This window comes from Marivirga tractuosa DSM 4126, assembly GCF_000183425.1.
GTDB classification, from domain to species: Bacteria; Bacteroidota; Bacteroidia; order Cytophagales; family Cyclobacteriaceae; genus Marivirga; species Marivirga tractuosa.
Genome location: NC_014759.1, coordinates 2,874,246 through 2,896,652 on the forward strand (window position 1 = coordinate 2,874,246; position 22,407 = coordinate 2,896,652).

A 22,407-nucleotide genomic window follows, 5' to 3' on the forward strand; every position below is an offset into this window, starting at 1 on the left:
TTTGTATTGATAAGAATTAAAAGTGCTTATCTAAAACAGAAATTAAGCTGTTGATATCGTGAGCATCATTATAAACATGTGGCGAAATTCTAATAGAATTTCCTCTTGCTGATATATGAATATTATTTCCTTTTAAGTCCTCCATTAGCTTATTTAAATCGATGCTGCTGGGTAGAAACAAACCATATAGATGAGCACTAATTAATTGGTCTTTATCTTTTGCGATTCTCTTTTCTTCTAAAAACTCCCGTAATGGGCTGAGCAGACTAAAGCAGTAATTTTGAATATTTTCTGGCCCCCATATTAAAATTTGTTCTAAGGCTGATTTGACCATAGGCAAGGCAATAAAATTGCTAAACTCTCCAACATTGTAGCGCATAGCCCCACCACCAAATTCCTCAGGATAATCTGTCAGTTTGCTGAAATCATGACCATCCTTTCGGGTCATCCATGAGTATTCTATAGGCTCACCACCATTGTATTTTGTACTATAATATGCTAAACCGGTTGAATATGGCCCCAATAGCCATTTATAGGATGCACATATTAATGCATCAATGTTACATTCCTGTACATCAATAGGCAAAGCGCCAACCGATTGTGTCCCATCAACTATAAAATAGGTGTTGGTGGCTTTGCATTTTTCACCAATCATTTTTAAATCAAACTTCAGACCTTCCATCCAATGAATAGATGACATCACTACTACAGCTGTGTCTTCACCAATATTTGCCAGAATTTTTTCTGTCCATTCTTGTGTTCTGCCTAGAATGGTATTGGTGGGCTTAATTACTTCTAATTCTATCTCATTCTCTTGACAGAATTTTCTTAAAGTAAGATGATCGCTTGGAAATTCTTCATTTACAGTAATAGCATGCTGACCTTTTTTTACGGGTACATTTCTAATTGCATTCATTAAACCATAGGAAGCGGATGGAATTATGGCAATTTGCCTAGAGGAGCCGTTAATTATTTGACCAAAAAGTGATTTTACTTCCTCTGCAGGTTGAAAAAAGTCATTTTCTTTAATGAAAGTAGGATTTGTTTTTCTTCTTACTCCTTCTATACCAGCCTGTTCAACACTTTTTAAATTAGGTGACATATAAGCACCATTCAAATAGTGAATATCTTCAGGAAGAGTGAACAAATGTTTTTGGTTTTCCATATCGGAAGTTATAAAATTTCGAACTTTATTTTTATGCAATTTGGACTAAAATTCAACTTGCAAATTATGAAGCCTGTCGTATAATTCGACTTTACTACCCTTTATCTTATTTCCATCGTAAATGATATGTTTTGCTCCTTTAAAATCAAAAATGATTTTCCAATTGTGTAATTGTGAGATGCGGAACTTGATAACATTGTCTATTCTTTTGGCGGAAATATCTACCAAGTTATCTCCGATTTTAATGCGTTCTAAACTCACGTCTTTCCATTCGGTTGGAAAATTGGGTTTAATAACAACCTCATTTTTCCAAGCTTTTGGCTGAATTCCAAAAAACTCCTCAACCACTGGAACAGCTACGGCATAAATATTCCATGCCTGTGTCATCATGCCAAAATCAGGGCTAACTTCATACATTGAGCCGGGCAATGCATAGCTAAATGAATTTTGAAGCATTTTCAAATACTCTAATGCCTTATCCGGATTTCCATACTTAGCTTCTGCTATAGCTTGAACCCCTGTTGGCAGCGTCATCACTGCCCCAACATAACTAAAGGATTTCCACTTGGAAGCTTTTTCTTGTTGCTCGTCTCGATCAATACCGGTAACGAACATCCCAAATTGGTTGCGATAATTCTTAGCAGTGTGTAATGCTTTTTGTGCTTTTTCGTCTTCGGCTACGCCCACTTCCATAGGAGTATTTACAATCCAATTGTGGTGAACTACGAAAGGTGATGTGCCAGCAGTATCAGTGGTGTTTATAGATGTTAAAGTCGATTTTAATTCTGCAACAGACCAGGGTTTGTTAATACTATCTGCACGAATAATGGCATCTTCGGTAAGTTTTACTGCTTGTAGTTGAGTCGAACGGAAGTCAGCAAAGGAGTTAGACTCATTCACCCACCAATCGGTATTAATCTTCTTTTTAAGGTTTTCAGCCTTTAGTCTGTATTCATCAGCCAAAACATTTTCGTTTTGAACTTTAGCAAAATTTGCTGCAGCCAAATACATTTCATATTGATAAGCTACCACATCTATCATTTCGCTATCCAGTCCATGGATTTCCATCATCCCAGCACCGTCTGGGTAGCCATTTCCATCTTGATCTTGGCTTTCCATCCATTCTACCGAATTTTTAACTAAGTCGTAATGCTTAAGCAAAGTTTTATCTCCAGTCCAGGAAAAAGCTTTCCAAAGCATGCTCACAAATTTTGGGGTAGTATTTAAGTTGCCTGGGTTAAAAACGACCCCGTTCGTAGAGGCTTCGTGCATAATCCGTCCATTTTTGCCGTTGGCTTTCTTAGATAGTTTTACAATAAGATCGATGGTTTCTAGGGCTTGCTCATGCATTCCCGAGGCTAATAAACCTTGTACTGCATAGCTATTATCGGTTCCAAACCACCAGGGATAATCAGGACTTCCAGCTGTTAGCCCCGTTCCAATTTCAGGAACTTCCTGCATTAACCATTCTGAATTATATTTTAACCAGCGGTACATTTGGTTAAATCTTTCATCGCGCGTAATTAAATTGTTGCTTTGCTCTATTTTTTGGTAGCTAGCAATTTTATCTTCTAGCAATTGTCTTGCATTTTTGCTTAAATATTTATGAGTTTGTAAGGCTGCTTTTTCACTTTTATCCGATCCGCTTACAATGAAAAAGACAGTTTGTTTTTCGCCCCCTTCTAGCGTTAAGGATTTGCTCAGTGCTTGGTCAAAACCTTTGCCCTTTCTTTTTACCTTGCAGGAATTTTCTAATTCTGGTAGCTGAAAGCCTTTCCCACCAATGACAGAAAACCAATTGTTGTTTTGGTCTTTTGCTAGATAAACTGACCCTCGATTTTTCCATTCCCCTTCATCTTTTCCATCTTCAATATTAAGGGAGTCAGCAAGCCATACGGGTCTTAAATCGATAGAAGCATTGACTGAAAATGTGAATTGATTTTCTTTGGCTTGAGTGTTTTCGAATTGATAAGCTATTATTAGCCCATTTTCATTTTCAGGAACAAAATGGAACTGAGAAACATTGAGCCCGCTTTCTTTTAAATTAAAAACCTGTTTACTTCCAATCGGGTAATTGATAAACTGATTTGCATGCGTCAAACATTCTTGTATGTTGTTATTTTTTATTTCAGCATGATAGCCATCTAATAATTTTATCGGATGTAGCCAAACTCCACCCATTTCTCCTTTTACATGCCAGCCTAAGTCAGGAAAGGAACCGTTTTGATAACCTACTACATAAAGCCTTCTACCAGCACTTAAAAAAGGGCTTTCGATGTATTCTTTTTTGCCTTTAATATTTTCAAGCTGGTTTACTTGGGTAAAAAAATCTGATGGATTGTCAGCTTGACAACTAATGAGAAATATTGAAATGAATAGAAAAATGTATTTCATAATATGTTCGAGTGATTAAATACTGATAAACTTAAATTTAATCGTTAATGGTATCAAACCACCAAAAGATTGTAAATTTATGAGATAAAACGGTCCCTAAATAAAATAATTAGCTTTAGATGTAAGGTTTTTTGATAAATGTTGAACTTTTTTATGTGATTTTCATCTAAATAATTAACTTTCCTTTGAAAAGACACAAAATCGATCGTTAAAATTCAGATTTGAAGTTTAATCAACTCGCAATAATGTTTACAAGAACCTGATAATTCTCAACTAGAATTTGTTTTGCTGGGTATAATGTGCGAGTCTATTAAGAAGTAAATATTATACACATGAAAATGCTGAATATATAAGAATATGGCAAAACTCAAGAATATTATCATGCAACTTTCAGATGCTGATTATTTGGCAGTACATGAAAGTTTATCTACAGGTGGAGCGGAGAAATCTGCATATTTGCTTAAGTCCATGCGTGAAAGTTCTTCTAGTGATCACGCCATAATGGAGGAGCTTGAAGTAAACACCAATGCCTATTATACCTTAAGATCTAGGCTTAATCAAAAAATTGAAGAATATCTTTTGCAGCAAATGGAAAATCCAAGAACGGATATTCTTAAAAAGGTTGCTAACATTAATGAGATAATATTCACCAAGAAAAAAGCTATTGCTATAGCGACATTAAAGAAGTTGGAAAAGGAATTAATTGATTATGACCTCTCCAATGAATTAACCATTGTGTATAAAGCCCTTAAAAAACTACATCAAAATACAGAAGAATATTTTGGGTACAGTCAATTGTATAACCGGCATGTGGCCTATATGCTGGCTGTTGATAAAGCGGAAGATTTATTAAGCAATTACTTTATTAAATTTGGCAACTATTCTTTGACTGGCGATGAGACTAATAAGTTAGAATTGGTTTTGCTTAATAAGGAAATGCTTAACACCTGCAAAATTTATGATTCTCACCGTTTGTTTATCTATAAAAACTGTTTGAACATATTCCACCGTCTGTTTGTGGAGGAAGATGAAACAGATGTAGAGCTTGATCCAATTGAGGATTTATTAGCTAAAGCTGATGGAATATTTGAATTGTACAGCTTAGATTCAATTTATTTCCATTTAAAGCTGGTATATGAATTCCTAAAACTAGAGTATTATAATCACTATAGATTGTATAGAAAGGCAGAGAATTATTTCGAAGAAGTAAACGAGTCATGTGCTGCTTTTTTATCAAACTTTAATTTATTCACTTATCCTGCTCAATTTCTTATTACAAAATTGCAGCGCGCGAAAAGAATGCCTGAGAAAGTGATGCTTTCAGAAGAGAACGCAGCATTGTTCCAGGATTTTGAACCAGATAGAGATGATGTGCCGCAGTATATTACTTATGCTACTTACCGCTCTTTGAGTTGTCATTTTGATCAAAAGTATGAGGATGCTGCAAAATGGTTAAATAATTTATTGAATGATGTAAGCCTTAAAAGATATCAAAATGCTCAGCTTGAGATCAAAACACTTTTGGCGTTAGAATATTGTTTAATGAAGGACTATGAATTGTTTAATCAGTTGATAAATAGTATTCAGAGGCAGATTAGAATTATAGGGAAAGAAAACTGTATGAATATTCAAGTGCTGAATAAAATTATGAAAATCTCCTTGAGCGAATCAAAGAGAAACAAAGAAGAGAAAATTGCAGAACTGGTTAAGAGATTTAAAACCTTGGAACCTATTCAACATTTTGCTCCTACCTTATTATTAGAGTTTAATGATGATATGATCAAAAAATTAGTAGGGTAATAGTATATTTAATCAAACATAAAAAAGCCATTTGATTAGTTTCAAATGGCTTTTTTATGGGTAAAAAGTTTTGTTTAGATAGAGAGATCAGTCAAGCTTTCTTGTGATAATGGCTTGTTAAGATACTTCTTTACTGCATCGTATTTTTTGGATTTGCTAACATCCTGGGGGTTGATAGATGAGGTAAGCATCACTATTTTACATTTTTCTCTTGTGCTATCTTTCAACTTATTGAACTCTTCCAAAAATTGGAAGCCATCCATTAAAGGCATATCAATATCCAAGAATATTATATCAGGCAGGACACTGGAAACAATATCATCTTGTAATTGCTCAATATTCTTTAAAAACTCTATCGCGCTTTTCGCACCAGTGTGTGTATAAATATATTTTGACAAGCCTGCAGCTTCAACCATTTTCTGGTTTATCAAATTATCGATTTCATTATCATCGATTAACATGACGGAATGATACTTACTCATATTGAACAATTTTTAATTTGGAAACAAGTTAATAAAATCAATACTGTTTAAAAACAATTCAATATAGAAAATGCACACGAATATTCGTGTGCATTTCATCGAAAATATTAAATATCGAATTTTATTCCTTGAGCAAGCGGTAGTGAATTACCGTAGTTCAATGTATTGGTTTGTCTTCTCATATATGCTTTCCACGCATCAGAGCCAGATTCTCTTCCTCCACCAGTCTCCTTTTCTCCACCGAAAGCTCCACCAATTTCTGCACCGGATGTCCCGATATTTACATTGGCAATTCCACAATCAGAGCCTCTAGAAGAAAGATAACGGTGTGCTTCTTGCATATTATTTGTCATAATAGCTGAAGATAAGCCTTGTTTTACACCATTTTGCAATGCAATAGCATTTTCAACATCTCCGCTGTATTTCATCACATATAAAATTGGGGCAAATGTCTCCTCTTGAACAATTTCAAAATGGTTTTCAGCTTCTATGATCGCTGGTTTAACGTAACAGCCGCTTTCATAGCCTTCACCTTCCAATACACCACCTTCAACTAGAACTTTTCCACCTTCTGCTTTTGCTTTCTCAATAGCTTTTAAGTAGTTATTTACTGAATCTTGATCAATTACCGGTCCAACATGGTTTTTCTCATCCAAAGGATTACCAATGCTAAGTTGTGCATATGCATTCTTCATCTTATCGATCAATTCATCGTAAATATCTTCATGGATGATTAATCTTCGAGTAGAGGTGCAACGCTGACCAGCAGTTCCAACTGCCCCAAAAACGGCACCTATTAGGGTCATTTTTAAGTCAGCCTCTTTTGAAATGATCATAGCATTATTACCTCCTAATTCTAGGATGGACTTACCTAATCGAGAAGCAACTTCCTGCCCAACAATTTTTCCCATTCTGATTGATCCAGTTGCAGAAACTAAAGGAACTCGGGAATCTTTCGTCATCATTTCCCCTACTTTATAGTCCCCATTTACCAAGCATGAAATACCTTCTGGCATATCATTTTCCTTCAATACTTCTGCTATGATATTTTGGCAAGCAACACCGGTTAAGGGTGCTTTTTCAGATGGTTTCCATACAGTAACGTTTCCGCAAACCCAAGCTAAAGCTGTGTTCCAACTCCAAACAGCAACGGGGAAATTAAAAGCAGAAATAATAGCAGTAATTCCTAAAGGATGCCACTGCTCTTGCATAGAGTGATCAGGACGTTCTGACTTGATGGTTAAACCATATAATTGACGGGATAAGCCTACACCAAAATCACAGATGTCAATCATCTCTTGTACTTCTCCCCATCCTTCTTGTAAAGATTTTCCCATTTCATAGGAAACTAATCTTCCTAATGGATCTTTCAATTCTCTTAGTCTATTTCCAAACTGGCGAACGATTTCTCCTCTTGCTGGAGCAGGCATGTTACTCCATACTTTAAAGGCTTCTTCTGCAGTTTGAATAGTTTTTTCATAATCCTCAGCTGTAGTTACTCCTACAGAAGCAATTTCTTTTCCATCTACTGGTGAAACAGAACTGATTTTACCAGTACCTTCCATCCAGTTACTTCCTGTTGAAGTACCTCCGTTATGGTCTTTTACTCCTAATTTTTTCAAGGCATCTGCTAAGCCGTAAGTTTTTTTAATGTCCATAGTATTCAATAATTATAAAAAAAAGTGTTAATAGGTCTTTAAATAGTTTAAAGTATGTTTTTAGCTCAAATCCGATTATTTGAGCGGGCAACTTGTTTTTTAATGGCACAAAATTGGCTTTTTTTAAAGGATAACAAAAGAAAAAGGCACCCAGATTTGAGTGCCTTTTAAAATTATTTACTAAAGTTGGTGCTTATTGCCAGCCCATTCCATAGTATTCTTTTGTACCGTCAGGATACATTCCTTCTATTAAAACACCACCTTGTACGCCTTGTAGGGTGGATATTAATTGTTCTGTATTTTTTATGGCTACTTTGTCGACTGCGGTGACAATGAAGCCTTCTTTAATACCAATTTCCTTCCATTTTCCATCTTGGATTTCCACTACTTTAGAACCCCCGGAGATATCCAATGCTTCCATTTCATCTTCGGTTAAGTCTTCAAAAGTTGCTCCACCTAGCTTTTGGGTAGTATTGGCTTTTACTACTTCGGTGGTATTAGTTAAGCTTTTTAATTCTACTGATGCTGTTTTTTTCTTGCCATTTCTTAGGAATGTCACTTCTACAACTTCCCCAGGGCTGAATCTTGCAATTTGCTCTTGCAATTCGGCTACATTGGAAACATCCTTTTCATTAATTTTAATGATGATATCTGCTTCTTTCATACCAGCTTCATCAGCGGCACTGCCGGGAATGGTACCTGCTACGAAGATTCCTGAATTAGTAGTAAATTCACGCCCTTCTAAATTGGGGTCATTCAAATCGGCAATATTTACTCCTAATACAGCTCTTTGAACAACACCATACTCTTTTAAATCATTGACTACTTTTTTAACTAAGATAGATGGCACCGCAAAGGAATATCCTGCATAGCTTCCCGTTGGTGTTGCAATGGCCGTGTTGACACCAATTAATTTTCCAGATAAATTAACTAAAGCACCACCGCTATTTCCAGGATTAACAGCTGCATCTGTCTGTATAAATGACTCAATGCCATATCGGTTTTGTCCGTTTAATATATTGATACTCCTCGCTTTGGCGCTCACAATTCCCGCAGTAACGGTAGAAGTTAAATTAAATGGATTTCCAACGGCTAATACCCATTCGCCAATTTTTGCATTATCAGAATTACCAAATTCTACAAAGCTTAAATCCTTTTCGTTTATTTTTAATAATGCAATATCTGTATTTGGATCTGCTCCAATTACTTTAGCAGTATAGCTTCTATTATCATGCAAGACCACTTCTAGTTTAGATGCGTTTTCTACTACATGATTATTAGTGACAATGTATCCGTCAGGCGAGATAATAACACCGGAGCCTGAGGATTGCCCTTTTCTAGGTTGTGACCCTCCGCCACCGTGAAATTCTCTAAAATATTTTTCAAAAGGTGACATGCCTCTTGGCATATCTCTTTCTACCTCTGCTTTTATATGAACTACTCCTTTGGTTACTTGCTCAGCAGCATAAATAAAATTAATCCCTTCTGGCACATTATATTCTGTTTCATCTAAGAAACTTGAGAATCGAGCATTTTTGGATTGAATTTCATCAAAATTTTGCTTGTCTGTTGCTGATGGATTTGGATTAAAATATATGTAGCCACCAACTGAAATTAACGCACTTAATATGGATGCGAAAATAATTCCTATAAAAAATTGTCTCTTGTCCATCTCTTATTCTTTTAAATTTTCTATACTCAAACGCAGAATAAACGCTACTGTTCTAAGGCTTATTGTCAAAACATAGAAAAAGGGGCCACTTAGCCCCTTTCAATAATTCTGCCTTTAAGGATTACTTAATTTGAATTGTTCTTTTCAATTCTTTTTGCTCATCTTTCGGAATCACAATATTCAATATCCCATCTTGATAAGAAGCTTCAATTTTATCTTCTTTAATATTATCAGGTAGATGGAATGTTCTTGAAAATGAACCATATTGTGTTTCTACCGAGTGATAATTTTTTTCATCTTTTTTCTCCTCAAATTTTCTTTCACCTGATATTGTGATTGCACCATCGCTCATATCGATGTTAAAATCAGATTTTTTCATACCTGGTGCAGCTACTGATATTTCAAAAGCTTTTTTGCTTTCTGCAATATCAACTTGAGGAGCAAAGTGCTGCATCTCTTTACCGATTCCGTTGAAGGATTCGTTAAAGAATCTGTCAAGTAAGCTTGAAAAACTCTTGTTTTCAGTACTTGGTAAACTTGGGTTATACTTTATAAGTGTCATAGCTTTTATTGTTTTAAGGTTTAACATTAAATTCTATCAACACTATAGAAAAATCTGTACCAATTCAATTTTAGCTCAAAAACAAGTCATAATGGCACAATTCTAATAATCAACATTAATATTATATGACAAAATGACCGTATTGCAAGAATTTTGGATTTAAGGAGCTGACAAAAAACGTCATGAGAAATAATTTTTATTTTTTTTGAAAGAAGTGTTTGGAAATAATAAAAGAGGCTTGCATATTTGCATTCCCAAACGGAAAAATTCCTCTTTAGCTCAGCTGGTTAGAGCATTTGACTGTTAATCAAAGGGTCCTTGGTTCGAGTCCAAGAAGAGGAGCAAAGCCTTGCAGAGATGTAAGGCTTTTTTTATGCTTAATTTTTTGAATAGGTCTACACATTAATTACTAATAAGCCCCAATTTGCTTTGAGACAAAAAAGGTGAACCAACTCTGATTTGATTCACCCATTTATTTATAATTGATAATACAATATATCAGGACCTATTCCTCATACCCCCAGTCAACTCCAGTCTTTAAATCTTTAATGATTAATTTATTTGATTTTAGAATTGTCCTTATTTCATCAACTTGATCATAATTCTTTTCAGCTTTTGCCTTTTTATAAAATTCAAGCAAGGCATCAATTATTGGATCCACTTCAGTAGGTGTTTCTTCTTTTAAGCCCAAAATTTCTACCATAAAGGTTTGGTAGGTGTTGGAAAGATTTTCAAAAGCATCTTGTCCAATTTCACCAAATTTTAACTGACCCGTATGCAGTGAATTAATCTTCTTCAATAATTCGAAAAGCTGAGCAATGGTTTTAGCTGTATTGAAATCATCATTCATAGATTTGTAGCAGCCTTCGCATGCTTGCTCTATCTGGCTGATGGCTTTTTCATTTTTCCTGCCATCATCATTTTTGAAAACCAGGCTTTTGATAATTTTTAGACCATTTGCCAATCGCCTATAGCCTTTTTGTGCTGCCTTCAAAGCTTCATTGCTAAAATCCAATGTGCTGGAATAATGCGTTTGCATCATGAAAAAACGCACCGTCATTGGCGTGTACCCTTGCTCCAACATATCATGATTCCCACTCACCAGTTGAGTAGGCAAGAAAGAATTACCTAAGGATTTACTCATCTTTTGACCATTTACAGTCAGCATATTAGTATGAATCCAATAATTAACGGGCGTCTTGCCATTGGCTCCAACTGCCTGCGCAATTTCGCATTCATGATGTGGAAATTTCAAATCCATTCCTCCACCGTGAATATCAAAAGTCTCTCCTAAATATTTTGTACTCATTACAGTACATTCCAAATGCCAACCAGGGAAGCCGTCACTCCAAGGAGAGGGCCAGCGCATAATATGCTCATCCGAAGCTTTTTTCCATAAAGCAAAATCAAGTGGATTTTTTTTGTCATCCTGACCGTCCAAAGTTCGAGTATTGCTTTGAAGATCTTCTATTTTTCTTCCGCTTAAAATCCCATATTCATGCGCTTCATTATATTTGGATACATCAAAATAGATGGAGCCGTTTTTTTCGTAAGCCCAGCCATTTTCCAATAATTTCTTATTGATTTCAATTTGTTCTACTATATGGCCAGTGGCAGTTGGCTCAATATCTGGCTCAAGAATATTAAATAAATCCATCACCCTGTGGAAACCATTAGCATATCTCTGCACGATTTCCATAGGTTCCACATTTTCCAGCTTGGCTTTTTTTCCGATTTTATCTTCTCCGTCATCCGCATCATCAACCAAATGACCAACATCGGTAATGTTCCGGACATATCGTACTTTATATCCTAAATGGCGTAAATAGCGGTTAATGACATCAAAACTCATGAACGTTCTAACATTTCCCATGTGGGCGTCACTATATACAGTAGGGCCACAAACATACATTCCCACAAAGGGCGGATTGATAGGTTTGAAGATTTCCTTCTGTCTTGTTAGCGAGTTTTGTATCTTTAATTCTTTGTCCATAAGGCAAAATTATAAATAAGATTCTCTTTTTAGGCACAAAATCGAGATTGAATTTACACATCTAACTTAATAATATGTAAATCTGTTACCCCACACTATTTGTTTTGCTCAATTATTTACTCTAAATTTGCAACAAAGTTAGTAAAACAAGATGACGAGGGGGCTTTTAAGTCCCCTCTTTTTTATCGTAGAATGATAGGTTTAGACGAAAAAATAAAAGCTTATTTAGGGGAGATTATCACAGAACCGCAGTATTTTATTGTGGATATTGTGATTAGTGGAAACGATAAATTGAAAATCGTTGTACTACTAGACGGTGACGAAGGGGTTTCAATTGATTACTGCGCAAGCGTAAGTCGTCAGTTGGCGCACCGAATGGAAGAAGACGAAGTGTTGGAAAAAGCCTACGTGCTGGAGGTTTCATCACCAGGATTGGATCACCCTTTAACGAACCTTAGACAGTATTTAAAAAATATTGGAAGGAAAGTTAAAGTGGATACCACAGATGGAAAAGCCATCAGAGGGGAACTTTTGGAAGCAAAAGAGGACTTTATTCTTGTAAATCAGGAAATAAAGGAAAAAGGGAAAAAGAAAATAAAGTTGGAGGAAACGAAAGTTTCATTCGAAAATATAGACAAAACAAAAGTCTTGGTTTCATTTAAGTAACATGGACACATTAAATCTAATAGAATCGTTTGCCGATTTTGCAAGGCAAAAAAATATCGACCGTCCCACCATGATTCGCATCCTGGAGGATGTGTTTAAAACCATGATTCGTAAAAAATACGAAACGGACGATAATTTTGACATTATTATAAACGCTGACAAGGGTGACCTTGAAATCTGGCGTTTCCGCGAAATTGTGGATGATAACTCAGAAGATATCTGGGATCATGATAAAATCAGTTTGACTGAAGCCAGAAAAATTGAGCCTGATTTCGAAATCGGTGAAGAGGTTGCTGAGGAAGTGGAACTAGAGCACTTTGGAAGAAGAGCTGTGACTACTGCCCGTCAGACCTTAATTCAAAAGGTAAAAGACCTTGAGAAAGATATTTTATTTAATAAATACAGCGAACTTGTTGGAGAAATCATAGCAGGTGAAGTTTACCAAATCCTGAGCCGTGAAACATTGTTAACAGATGCGGATGGCAACGAATTGGTGTTACTGAAATCTGAACAAATCCCGAAAGATAGATTTAGAAAAGGAGATTCTGTTCGTGCAGTGGTCCACAGAGTGGAAATGCAAAACGGAAATCCAAAAATTATTCTTTCGAGAACTTCTCCGGTTTTCTTGGAAAGATTATTCGAACAAGAAGTACCAGAAGTTTACGATGAACTAATTACGATCAAGAAAATTGTAAGAGAACCAGGCGAAAGAGCCAAAGTATCGGTTGAATCTTATGATGATAGAATTGATCCAGTGGGAGCTTGTGTTGGGATGAAAGGTTCAAGAATCCACAGTATAGTTAGAGAATTGCAGAATGAGAATATTGATGTAATCAATTATACTGAAAATATGGAACTTTACATTCAACGTGCTTTAAGCCCTGCAAAGTTAAGTTCTATGAAAATAGACGTAGAGAATAAACGAGTTTCTGTATATTTGAAGCCAGATCAGGTTTCTTTAGCAATTGGTAAAGGAGGTCAAAACATCAAATTGGCTAGTAAATTAGTCGGAATGGAAATCGATGTTTTCCGTGAACTAACTGATGCTGAAGAAGAAGATGTATTGATCGATGAATTCAATGACGTATTGGAAGATTGGGTTATTGAAGAGTTGAAGAAAGTAGGGCTTGACACTGCCAAAAGAGTGTTGGAATTAGGTAGAGAAGAATTGGTTAGAATGACCGATTTAGAAGAAGAAACAATAGACGAAATATTTAAAATATTTAGTCAGGAATTTGAGTAAACATTTTTAGTACTCAGGTTCAATAATTTTTTAGCAGAATACAAAGCATTTATGTCAGAAGAAAAAATGATGCGACTCAGCCTTGCGGCAAGAAAATTGAATGTAGGATTATCTACAATCACAGACTTCTTGGGCAAAAAAGGTTATGAGGTGGATAGTAAGCCAAACTCAAAAATTTCAGAAGAGCAATTTGGAATGCTCGCAAAAGAGTTTGCCTCCTCTGCACAAGAGAAGGAGGAAGCATCCAGTCTGTCCATTGGTAAAAAGCATAATAGCAATGTAGTGGTCGATTCAGATGCCGATCGTAATGATGAAAATGATGACGAAGAAAAAGTCTTGATCAAAAATGCAGGTGAGGGCAAAGAGAAAAGTACTCAACCAGAACAAAAGCCTGCCGATCAGCCATCTGCTAAAAAAGAAGAAGCTAAAGAAGATGTCTATAAATCAGAAAGCCCAAAATTATCCGGGCCGAAGGTTTTAGGCAAAATTGATTTAGACGATCAGAAAAAAGGCAAAAAGCAGGAAACTCCAAAACCGGCCGATGAACCTAAGAAAGAAGAAGGCCCTGTTGCTGAAAAGAAAGAAGCTGAAGAAGCTCCAAAAGGAAAAGTAGAGGCGAAAGAAGAGAAAAAGGAGGAGCCTAAGAAAGAAGAGCCTAAAAAAGAAGAGAAAAAGCCAGAGGAGAAAAAAGAAGAAGCTTCCCCTAAAGCTGAAAAACCAAAAGAAGAAGGTAAGGAAGAGAAAAAAGAAGAGAAGCCTAAAGCTGAAACTCCAAAAGAGGAAGCCCCAAAAGCTGAAAAGAAAGCAGAGGATAAGCCAACGGAAAAGCTTCCTTTAACCGAAGAAAAGCCAACCGATTCTACTATTGCTGCTAAGGCGGATTCATTAAAAGGTCTTACGGTTTTAGGTAAAATTGATTTACCTAAAGAAAAGGAAAGAAAAGGTAAAAAAGGCGTTAAGCCAGTAGCTTCTTCTGATGATAAGAAAGAAGCAAGAAGAGGCAAACGTCCAAGAAAAAGAATTGCCCCTAATAAACCACAAGATTCTAAACCGGGTGGCGGTTCAGGTGGGCCTGGCCAAAGTAGAGGGCCTGGTTCTGGTCAGCAAGGACAAAATAGAGGTGGCGGAAGCGATAGAAACAGAGGCAGAAGAGGAAGAGTTGAAAAAGCGGAGCCTACTGAAAAGGAAATTCAAGAACAAATTAAGCAAACCATGGCTCGTTTGAGTGGTAAATCACCAGGAGCTAGTGGTAATCGTTCAAAATATAGAAAAGAGAAACGTCAAACTCAGGCTGATAAAAGAGAAGGAGACCTTCAGCAGCAAGAGCAAGAATCTAAAGTTCTTAAAACAACGGAATTTATCTCAGCCAATGACTTAGCATCTTTAATGGATGTGAGCGTAAATGATGTCATTGCGAAATGTATGAATTTGGGAATTTTTGCATCTATCAATCAAAGATTAGATGCGGAAACTATCACAATAATTGCTGATGAGTTTGGCTATGATGTGAAATTCACGGAAGCTGACGATGAAACGGAGGTAATTGAAGAGGAGGATAATCCGGAAGATTTGAAGGACAGAGCTCCTATTGTTACCATCATGGGTCATGTTGATCATGGTAAAACCTCATTATTGGATTTCATTCGTGAGTCAAAAGTAACAGCTGGTGAGGCTGGAGGTATTACGCAGCACATTGGTGCTTATGATGTGATGACTGAATCTGGCAAAAAAGTAGCATTCTTAGATACACCTGGTCACGAAGCCTTTACAGCTATGCGTGCTCGTGGTGCTAAAATTACGGATGTTGCCATTATTGTAATTGCGGCTGATGATGCAGTCATGCCACAAACAAAAGAGGCAATCAATCATGCTCAAGTTGCAGGAGTTCCAATGGTTATTGCTATTAATAAGGTGGATAAGCCAAATGCAAATCCAGATAAGATCAAAGAACAATTGTCCGCTATCAATATATTAGTGGAGGATTGGGGTGGTAAATATCAGTGCCAAGAAGTTTCGGCAAAGTCGGGCGCAGGTATTGAAGATCTATTAGAAAAAGTACTTTTAGAAGCAGAGGTCTTAGAGCTTAAAGCAAATGCTAATAAATCAGCTGTAGGTACAGTTGTTGAAGCAGAGTTAGATAAAGGTAGAGGTTATGTGACCACTATCATGGTTCAAGCAGGAACATTAAGAGTTGGAGATGTAGTATTAGCTGGTGCCCATTATGGTAAGGTGAAAGCCATGTTTGACCATAAAGGACAAAAAGTAAATGAAGCAGGCCCATCTACTCCGGTATTGATGTTAGGTTTAGACGGAGCACCACAGGCCGGTGACCGTTTCAACGTAATGGAAACTGATCGTGAAGCAAGAGATATTGCGAATAAACGTGAGCAAATTCAGCGTGAGCAAAGTATGCGAACTAAAAAGCATATTACCCTTGATGAGATCGGACGTAGATTGGCAATCGGGTCATTTAAAGAGCTAAATGTTATTGTTAAAGGTGATGTGGATGGTTCTATTGAAGCATTATCGGATTCATTATTGAAATTATCTACTGAAGAAATTCAGGTTAATATTATTCATAAAGCGGTAGGTCAGATCTCAGAATCTGATGTGCTATTAGCCTCAGCTTCGGATGCCATTATTTTAGGTTTCCAAGTTAGACCTTCACAGAATGCTCGTAAGATTGCAGAAAATGAAGAGATAGAAATCAGATTATATTCTATTATCTACGATGCAATCAACGAGTTGAAAGATGCCATGGAAGGAATGTTGGCGCCAACTACTGAAGAAGTGATTACAGGAAACATTGAAGTTCGTGAGATTTTCAAGATTTCTAAAATCGGTACTGTTGCAGGTTGTATGGTGACGGATGGATACGTAATGCGTAAGAACAAAATCAGGTTGATTAGAGAAGGTATTGTGAAGTATGAAGGAGAAATCGATCAACTGAAGCGATATAAAGATGATGTTCAGGAAGTGAAGAAAGGATTCGAATGTGGTATTAGTATCAAAGGCTACAATGACATTAAAGAAGGAGATGTGATTGAAGGTTTTGAAGAAAGAGAAGTAAAAAGGACTTTGAAGTAAACTTTAAGGTTTCAAAATAGATTAAAAGCCGATTAGACGAAAGTTTGATCGGCTTTTTTTGTTTCATCAGAGTCTACTGAGAGTGCTTTTGATAAATAGCTTTGAGTCTCTAGGTCAAAAAGTTCCCATTCTTTGAATAGCTCTTGTTCGAAGGGAGTGCGAGGGAATACAAAACAGCTGGGCAGCATGGATAGGCAAGCCAGTGTTGGGTTTTCGGTGAAAAAATTGTTTTATTACATTTTAACTATAATCCAAAAGTTCTTATATAAACATGTGTACCTAATAAAATTTTGTTTAACTTCAATAATGAAATCAAAACCTAACATCATGAAAAGTCACTTCAATTACTTTCTACTCTTTTTATCCTTTGTTTTTATAGCCTCTTCTTGCCAAAAAGAAGATATTAAAGTAGAGGATGAATTACCTCCTATCACCCAAGAAGGCTTAAATACTTTCGGTTGCAAAATTGATGGGGAAGTTTTGGTACCTAAGGATGGATTTTCGACAAATTTATTTACTGGTGGTACTTTAGTAGGTTTAGAAGCAGGATACCCGAGATTTGGAGAGAATCCAGTGAAAAATTATTTCTATATCAGGGCAGGAAATTTCGTTGATCAAGGTGGTGATATTATATATTTACATTTACAAGATATTGATAGTACAGGAGAATTTGAATTGTTCAATAGTACTGGAAATTCATTGTATGAAAATACAAATCCATATCACAGTATTATAAGGTTATTTGATAATTCGGATAATGAATCAAGATACTTTTCTTTTGAAAAAGGAGGTGTTATCAGAGTCACTAGATTTGACACGCTAAATCATATAGCCTCAGGCACATTTGAATTTGATATAGTAAAAGAATCGGACCCGCTATCTGACACGATATCCGTTACAGATGGACGGTTTGATATCAATTGGAATACATTAAACGAACAAGAATAAATTTTTAATTAACTAAAACTAAAACCTTACAATTATGAAAAGTTTTTACCTTTCAGCATTATTATTAATGCTATGCATGCAGAGCTTTGGTCAAACCGACCAAAAAAGATTCACTCCTGAAAAAAGCAGGTATATTCAGAAAATGGACAGTGTTTTTGAGGATTTGGATAAAACCAAAATTAGTACGGGTATATTATATGACAGAGTGCCCTCTTTTGCCAATATTGAGCAATTTAACAAAGCATATGATACGGCTAATTTTAACCTCTTTAGGCAGGCTTGGAGTGAATTATATAGGGCCAGTTATACCCCTGATTTTATGAACTTGCCTGAGAAAATCAATTCCATGAAAAAGAAAGACGATTATGACCAGATAAGTATTGGTTTGATCAACATGGAGTTTAACACTATTAATAAGGGAAAGGGGCAAGAAGAAAAAGGCTTCCAAATGCGTAATGGCAAATTAGCACCAGTTGAAGGCAAAGCTTTGTACAAGAAAGAGACCCTTGTTATGCTGGCACCCTTAAAAGAGAGAGTGTGGGGGCAAGATATTACCTTCAAATTTGATGAAGACTTTTGGCTTCAAGAAACAGAACAGCCTATTGAAAACCTTTCGGCTGATTTTGGAGATGGCAACTGGCATACATTGGTAAACAGAGGGCAGAAGACCATGTCTGAGTTAAGTGTAAATTATGAAGAAAGCGGGAGCAAACTCTTACGATTTCAGGTTACTTTGCAAAACGGAATCCAATACACTACGCAAAGTACTATGGATGTACAGCAAACAAGCAGTGCGAGAGCGGACCCCTTGGTCGAGGATAATAATATTGAAGCCAATATTGCTTTTAAGGGTTATAATGAATCGGTAGCCATTAAAGGTAAAAATGATTATCGTACTTTTTACAGAACAAAAGATGGAAATACCACACCCAACCTCCAAAAACCCATTATTATTTTGGACGGCTTTGATCCGTTGGATGAAAGAAAGATTGATGAAAATGATGAAGGTCATGAAGCACCTGAATCAATTTTGCAGTTAATGGAATATGGTAGTGAGGATAATAATCTTGTGCCTACCTTAAGAGATGAAGGCTACGATGTAATCATTGTAAATCACAGTTCTTATGAGGCGGATGAAACTGGGGAAACAATTGTGGCTGGCGGTGATTTTATAGAGCGAAATGCCATGGTATTAATAGCCTTAATTCAAAGGGTAAATACTGAATTGGCCAATAATGGTTCTACTGAAGAATTAGTGGTTGTGGGCCCCAGTATGGGTGGATTAATTAGCCGTTATGCCCTGGCCTATATGGAGAAGCACAGCATGGATCATAATACAAGGCTTTGGGTAAGTTTTGACAGTCCGCATTTAGGGGCCAATATTCCTATTGGTATCTCTCAGGCGCTGCACTTTTTTGCTTATACAGGAGGGCAAGAGAATGCCAGAGAGTCATACGAAGAGAAACTCACCTCCACAGCAGCTAAGCAAATGCTTATAGAGCAATATTATGGTGTAAACAACCAAAAATTGAACAACACTGCAGGGTTCAGACAACAATTTATAAATAGCCTAGAGGGCAATGGATTAAGAGGCTCAAACGGCTTTCCAGTTAATTTAAGAAAAGTTTCCCTCTTAAATGGTACTACTTTGGGTAAACGCAATAATTCCTTGGGCGAGAAATTTCTAGATTTGAAAGGTAAAAAACTGGGTGTAAAAGTAGCTGAAGTGATGACCAATTTTATGACAGCCCACAATACTCAAACAAGGACGTTTAAGGGGGTTGTTACAGATTACTCATTGTGGTTACCAGGACTGGGAGTTGATGGGATTGAGGTAGAAACTTCGAATGCAAATCCTAATGGTTCTATGGATGTCACGGCTGGAGCTTATCATAATACAGGTGAAATTATGCACAATGATTTTTTAGAAGGCTTCAATGATGCTAACCTTAATATCACTACAGATTATCATCTACCTAATCATACGTTTATCCCCACAGTTAGTGCCTTGGCACTAGAAAATGCTAATTTTAATTGGTCAAATTCCTTAAACAGAAATTTGGTTTGTACAGGTGAAACGCCTTTTGATAGTTATTATGCCCCCAATGAAAATCAACAACATATTTACCCAACTACAGAAAATGTAGCATGGATTATGGCGGAGATAAATGGAAATGAACAAACACCAATTGTACGATTAACGGGTGATGATTTAACAGGAAGTGATTTTGTATGCGATCAAAATACTACCTATTCATTCGAAAATTGTAAATTGGGTAGTGGGGTAAGTTCATGGAGTACTTCTTCTAGTTTGCAGATAGTTAGCAGTAACGCCAATAGCATAACTGTAAACCCATCTGCAAATAGTCAAAGTAACAATAGTATAACCGCTTATTTTAATGATGGGACTTCGGTTACAAAAAATGTTTGGGTGGGCACTCCAGCAAATATACTCCAACCAGACGACCTAGAAGGCCCAGAATGTATTAAAAGAGGAACAACAGGCCTGTTTCACGGACTTCCTTGGCCTACTTATGTTCCTGGCGCCACTGAGTACGAGCCCCAAATAGTTTTGGGAGGCAATAGTAGTGGTTTTACATTTTGGTCGGATGTAAATAGGGTTTACGTTGAAGTTACCGTAGCACAGAGCGTACCGGATGGCTACTATGTGCTTCAGATCCTGCCTAAAAACAGCTGTGGCTATGCCGATGGAGTATTTGCTGGCTTTAATGTATCAGGGAGTAAATTCTGCAGTCCAGTATCAATTATGCTCTATCCTAACCCTACGGCTGATGAGCTAACAGTGGAATGGGAAGAAGAGCCAGTAAGCAAATCCAAGCAAAATTTTGAATATCAATTGACCATTGTCAGTGAGGAAGACGGAAGTGTAGTGCATGATAAGTGCCACCGGAAAATTAAAGAGAAAATCAATATGAGGGCTATGAAGGCGGGCTACTACCGAGTGCGTGTAAACTACCAAGATGAACACTATAGTTATAGAATACTGAAACAATAGTAGCCCTGTTTTCCAAATGGGGGAAGTTTCTGTGATTAGGCCTCTATGCTTAGGAGGAAAAGAATAGAAGTAAAATCAAAGTTAAATCATAAAGTTTAAAGCCGATAAGTTAATGTTGAGGTAAAAATGAATTTTGGAAATCCTTTAAGTTGTACAATAAAACTAAATTATCCTCAGGTTTTATTTCCTGTCTTTTGAAAAAAACTTACATTAGTTCGAAATTTCAAAACCAAAAAACTAACTATGAAAAATTATTACTATGTTTTAAGCTTTGCAATTCTAGCTTTAGGACTGTTTTCTTGCTCAGGAACTGAAAATAAAGAAAAAGAAGAGCAATCTACAGTTCAGGAAGAACCCCTTCAAAAAGTTGATGCCGTATCTATTTGGGATGGTATATCAGTCAGAGAGGAGCCAACATCAGACGGAAAGTGGATATCTTCAATAAGTTTGGGAGAAAAAGTATTGATGACAGGAAAAACCGCTGTTGATTCTTCTGAAGATAACCGAGAATATGTGGAAATTAAATTGGGAGATGATAAGCAGGGTTGGGTTGTGAGTGATTTTGTAGAAGAAGGAACTGCTGTAACCGCACTAAGAGAAGCTCAAATTTTTAAACGACCGGACTTGCTGACGAAAACGGACAAAAGCTATAGTCCTATGGACGTGTTAGTCTTGATGGAAACTAAAGATGAATGGGTGGAAGTAAAAGGTAAAAGTCAAGGCGAAAAATGGTTTTGGTCTGGCTGGGTTAAACGAACTGACTTATCCGATAATGAAGTAGACATCGCAGTGGCTGTTTATGCACAAAAAGCTATGGAAATTGAAGATGAAGAAAAGCGTAGTGAAGCTATTCAAGAAATCTTAGAAAATGAGTCCTTTACTTCTTCTCAGTTTATGGTGGATTTAAAAAATGAATTGAATGAACTAAATAGTGATGAGGAAGAATTGATGGCTGAACCAACCGAAGAAATGGACAGTGTGGAAGCGGACAAAGAAGTTGAAGAAACGGAGGAAGCTATTAGTGAATAATATTACTCCATCTTAAATCTTAAAAATAGCCGCTAATTTAGTGGCTATTTTTATTTTAAATGCGTTGACTTAAACTTTGATAAAATTATTCAAGTATAATGGCTGATTTCAATGCTTTAATCCTTAAAGAACCTGTGGAAATTCCTGTCGCTTTCATAAAAGCCTGGAACTTAAAAGACGCCAAAATGCTGGCTTCCATTTTTGATGAGGATGCAGAATTTATCAATGTTACAGGCTTGTGGTGGCATGATAGAAACGCCATTTTTAAAGCCCATGATTATGGTTTAAAAGTCATCTTTAAAGATTCAGAATTGTCATTAAGGAAAACAAAAGTCAAATATTTATCTGATACGGTTGCTGTGGTAAATGCACGCATGCATTTGGAAGGTCAAACTTCAATAGATGGCAAAAAAGCCCAGGCTAGAAATACCATTTTCACATTTGTAGTGCATCAAAATGAAGACGGAAACTGGAGTTGTGCCTCAGCTCAAAATACCGATGTAGTTCCTGGGAAAGAAACTCATATAATTGATGAGAATGGAAATATGGAGGGGGTGGATTACCGGCCGAATAATACAGATTAAGCACAAGCGGATGCTTGCGCTATTTTAAGTTCTTGCAAGCTGCTTCAATTTAAGCATTGGCACTGGTTCAACCGTCCGCTTGGATCTAGTACAAATATGCCGCATAGG

Annotated in this window: 15 protein-coding genes and 1 tRNA gene; 9 read left to right on the forward strand and 7 right to left on the reverse strand. The window is 36.5% G+C overall.

All coding sequences use genetic code 11. The features are described from left to right. Nucleotides 1-16: 16 nt before the first annotated feature. The gene (locus FTRAC_RS12190) at nt 17-1,165 is read right to left on the reverse strand and encodes an aminotransferase class V-fold PLP-dependent enzyme (protein ID WP_013454560.1); all 1,149 of its coding nucleotides are present in this window, start codon (nt 1,163-1,165) and stop codon (nt 17-19) included. A 45-nt stretch (nt 1,166-1,210) separates the two neighbouring features. Then, nucleotides 1,211-3,559, reverse strand: a complete 2,349-nt coding sequence (locus FTRAC_RS12195; protein WP_013454561.1) for a glucosidase family protein — start codon at nt 3,557-3,559, stop codon at nt 1,211-1,213. 357 nt (nt 3,560-3,916) lie between these two features. Between FTRAC_RS12195 and FTRAC_RS12200 the strand changes: the two genes are divergently transcribed. After that, complete coding sequence (locus FTRAC_RS12200; RefSeq protein WP_013454562.1) at nt 3,917-5,359, forward strand: hypothetical protein; 1,443 nt, start codon at nt 3,917-3,919, stop codon at nt 5,357-5,359. Between the two features lie 74 nt (nt 5,360-5,433). On the opposite strand, the gene FTRAC_RS12205 is transcribed toward FTRAC_RS12200, so the two are convergent. From FTRAC_RS12205 to FTRAC_RS12220, 4 genes are all read right to left on the reverse strand, one after another. Beyond that, on the reverse strand, nt 5,434-5,841 hold the full coding sequence (locus FTRAC_RS12205) for a response regulator (RefSeq protein WP_013454563.1): 408 nt from the start codon (nt 5,839-5,841) through the stop codon (nt 5,434-5,436). A gap of 107 nt (nt 5,842-5,948) precedes the next feature. Then, nucleotides 5,949-7,499 (reverse strand): L-piperidine-6-carboxylate dehydrogenase, encoded by a 1,551-nt coding sequence (gene amaB, locus FTRAC_RS12210; protein WP_013454564.1) that lies wholly within the window; start codon nt 7,497-7,499, stop codon nt 5,949-5,951. A gap of 193 nt (nt 7,500-7,692) precedes the next feature. Then, entirely contained in the window at nt 7,693-9,171 is a 1,479-nt protein-coding gene (locus FTRAC_RS12215) for a trypsin-like peptidase domain-containing protein (RefSeq protein ID WP_013454565.1), read from the reverse strand. 121 nt (nt 9,172-9,292) lie between these two features. Beyond that, nucleotides 9,293-9,733 carry an Hsp20/alpha crystallin family protein gene (locus FTRAC_RS12220; protein WP_013454566.1) on the reverse strand — a complete coding sequence of 147 codons (441 nt, stop codon included), beginning with the start codon at nt 9,731-9,733 and terminating at the stop codon, nt 9,293-9,295. 268 nt (nt 9,734-10,001) lie between these two features. On the opposite strand from FTRAC_RS12220, the gene FTRAC_RS12225 reads away from it, so the two are divergent. After that, nucleotides 10,002-10,075: transfer RNA gene (locus FTRAC_RS12225), tRNA-Asn, on the forward strand. A 163-nt stretch (nt 10,076-10,238) separates the two neighbouring features. Here the strand turns inward: FTRAC_RS12225 and cysS are convergent. Then, nucleotides 10,239-11,726, reverse strand: a complete 1,488-nt coding sequence (gene cysS, locus FTRAC_RS12230) for a cysteine--tRNA ligase (RefSeq protein WP_013454567.1) — start codon at nt 11,724-11,726, stop codon at nt 10,239-10,241. A 192-nt stretch (nt 11,727-11,918) separates the two neighbouring features. On the opposite strand from cysS, the gene FTRAC_RS12235 reads away from it, so the two are divergent. From FTRAC_RS12235 to FTRAC_RS12265, 7 genes are all read left to right on the forward strand, one after another. After that, entirely contained in the window at nt 11,919-12,392 is a 474-nt protein-coding gene (locus tag FTRAC_RS12235; RefSeq protein ID WP_013454568.1) for a ribosome maturation factor RimP, read from the forward strand. A gap of 1 nt (nt 12,393) precedes the next feature. Continuing rightward, entirely contained in the window at nt 12,394-13,635 is a 1,242-nt protein-coding gene (gene nusA, locus FTRAC_RS12240; RefSeq protein WP_013454569.1) for a transcription termination factor NusA, read from the forward strand. 51 nt (nt 13,636-13,686) lie between these two features. Next, on the forward strand, nt 13,687-16,722 hold the full coding sequence (gene infB / locus FTRAC_RS12245; protein WP_013454570.1) for a translation initiation factor IF-2: 3,036 nt from the start codon (nt 13,687-13,689) through the stop codon (nt 16,720-16,722). A 327-nt stretch (nt 16,723-17,049) separates the two neighbouring features. Continuing rightward, nucleotides 17,050-17,670: a hypothetical protein gene (locus FTRAC_RS12250; protein WP_148230080.1), complete on the forward strand. Its 621-nt coding sequence runs from the start codon at nt 17,050-17,052 to the stop codon at nt 17,668-17,670. A 34-nt stretch (nt 17,671-17,704) separates the two neighbouring features. Beyond that, nucleotides 17,705-20,686 carry an esterase/lipase family protein gene (locus tag FTRAC_RS12255; RefSeq protein WP_013454572.1) on the forward strand — a complete coding sequence of 994 codons (2,982 nt, stop codon included), beginning with the start codon at nt 17,705-17,707 and terminating at the stop codon, nt 20,684-20,686. A 243-nt stretch (nt 20,687-20,929) separates the two neighbouring features. Next, on the forward strand, nt 20,930-21,715 hold the full coding sequence (locus FTRAC_RS12260) for an SH3 domain-containing protein (protein ID WP_013454573.1): 786 nt from the start codon (nt 20,930-20,932) through the stop codon (nt 21,713-21,715). Nucleotides 21,716-21,813: 98 nt separating this feature from the next. Next, the gene (locus FTRAC_RS12265) at nt 21,814-22,299 is read left to right on the forward strand and encodes an SgcJ/EcaC family oxidoreductase (protein ID WP_013454574.1); all 486 of its coding nucleotides are present in this window, start codon (nt 21,814-21,816) and stop codon (nt 22,297-22,299) included. Nucleotides 22,300-22,407: the final 108 nt, after the last annotated feature.

Coding starts and splice junctions, on each gene's coding strand:
- FTRAC_RS12190 (WP_013454560.1), bottom strand. CDS start 1,165: ATGGAAAACCAAAAACATTTGTTCACTCTTCCTGAAGATATTCACTAT.
- FTRAC_RS12195 (WP_013454561.1), bottom strand. CDS start 3,559: ATGAAATACATTTTTCTATTCATTTCAATATTTCTCATTAGTTGTCAA.
- FTRAC_RS12200 (WP_013454562.1), top strand. CDS start 3,917: ATGGCAAAACTCAAGAATATTATCATGCAACTTTCAGATGCTGATTAT.
- FTRAC_RS12205 (WP_013454563.1), bottom strand. CDS start 5,841: ATGAGTAAGTATCATTCCGTCATGTTAATCGATGATAATGAAATCGAT.
- amaB (WP_013454564.1), bottom strand. CDS start 7,499: ATGGACATTAAAAAAACTTACGGCTTAGCAGATGCCTTGAAAAAATTA.
- FTRAC_RS12215 (WP_013454565.1), bottom strand. CDS start 9,171: ATGGACAAGAGACAATTTTTTATAGGAATTATTTTCGCATCCATATTA.
- FTRAC_RS12220 (WP_013454566.1), bottom strand. CDS start 9,733: ATGACACTTATAAAGTATAACCCAAGTTTACCAAGTACTGAAAACAAG.
- cysS (WP_013454567.1), bottom strand. CDS start 11,726: ATGGACAAAGAATTAAAGATACAAAACTCGCTAACAAGACAGAAGGAA.
- FTRAC_RS12235 (WP_013454568.1), top strand. CDS start 11,919: ATGATAGGTTTAGACGAAAAAATAAAAGCTTATTTAGGGGAGATTATC.
- nusA (WP_013454569.1), top strand. CDS start 12,394: ATGGACACATTAAATCTAATAGAATCGTTTGCCGATTTTGCAAGGCAA.
- infB (WP_013454570.1), top strand. CDS start 13,687: ATGTCAGAAGAAAAAATGATGCGACTCAGCCTTGCGGCAAGAAAATTG.
- FTRAC_RS12250 (WP_148230080.1), top strand. CDS start 17,050: ATGAAAAGTCACTTCAATTACTTTCTACTCTTTTTATCCTTTGTTTTT.
- FTRAC_RS12255 (WP_013454572.1), top strand. CDS start 17,705: ATGAAAAGTTTTTACCTTTCAGCATTATTATTAATGCTATGCATGCAG.
- FTRAC_RS12260 (WP_013454573.1), top strand. CDS start 20,930: ATGAAAAATTATTACTATGTTTTAAGCTTTGCAATTCTAGCTTTAGGA.
- FTRAC_RS12265 (WP_013454574.1), top strand. CDS start 21,814: ATGGCTGATTTCAATGCTTTAATCCTTAAAGAACCTGTGGAAATTCCT.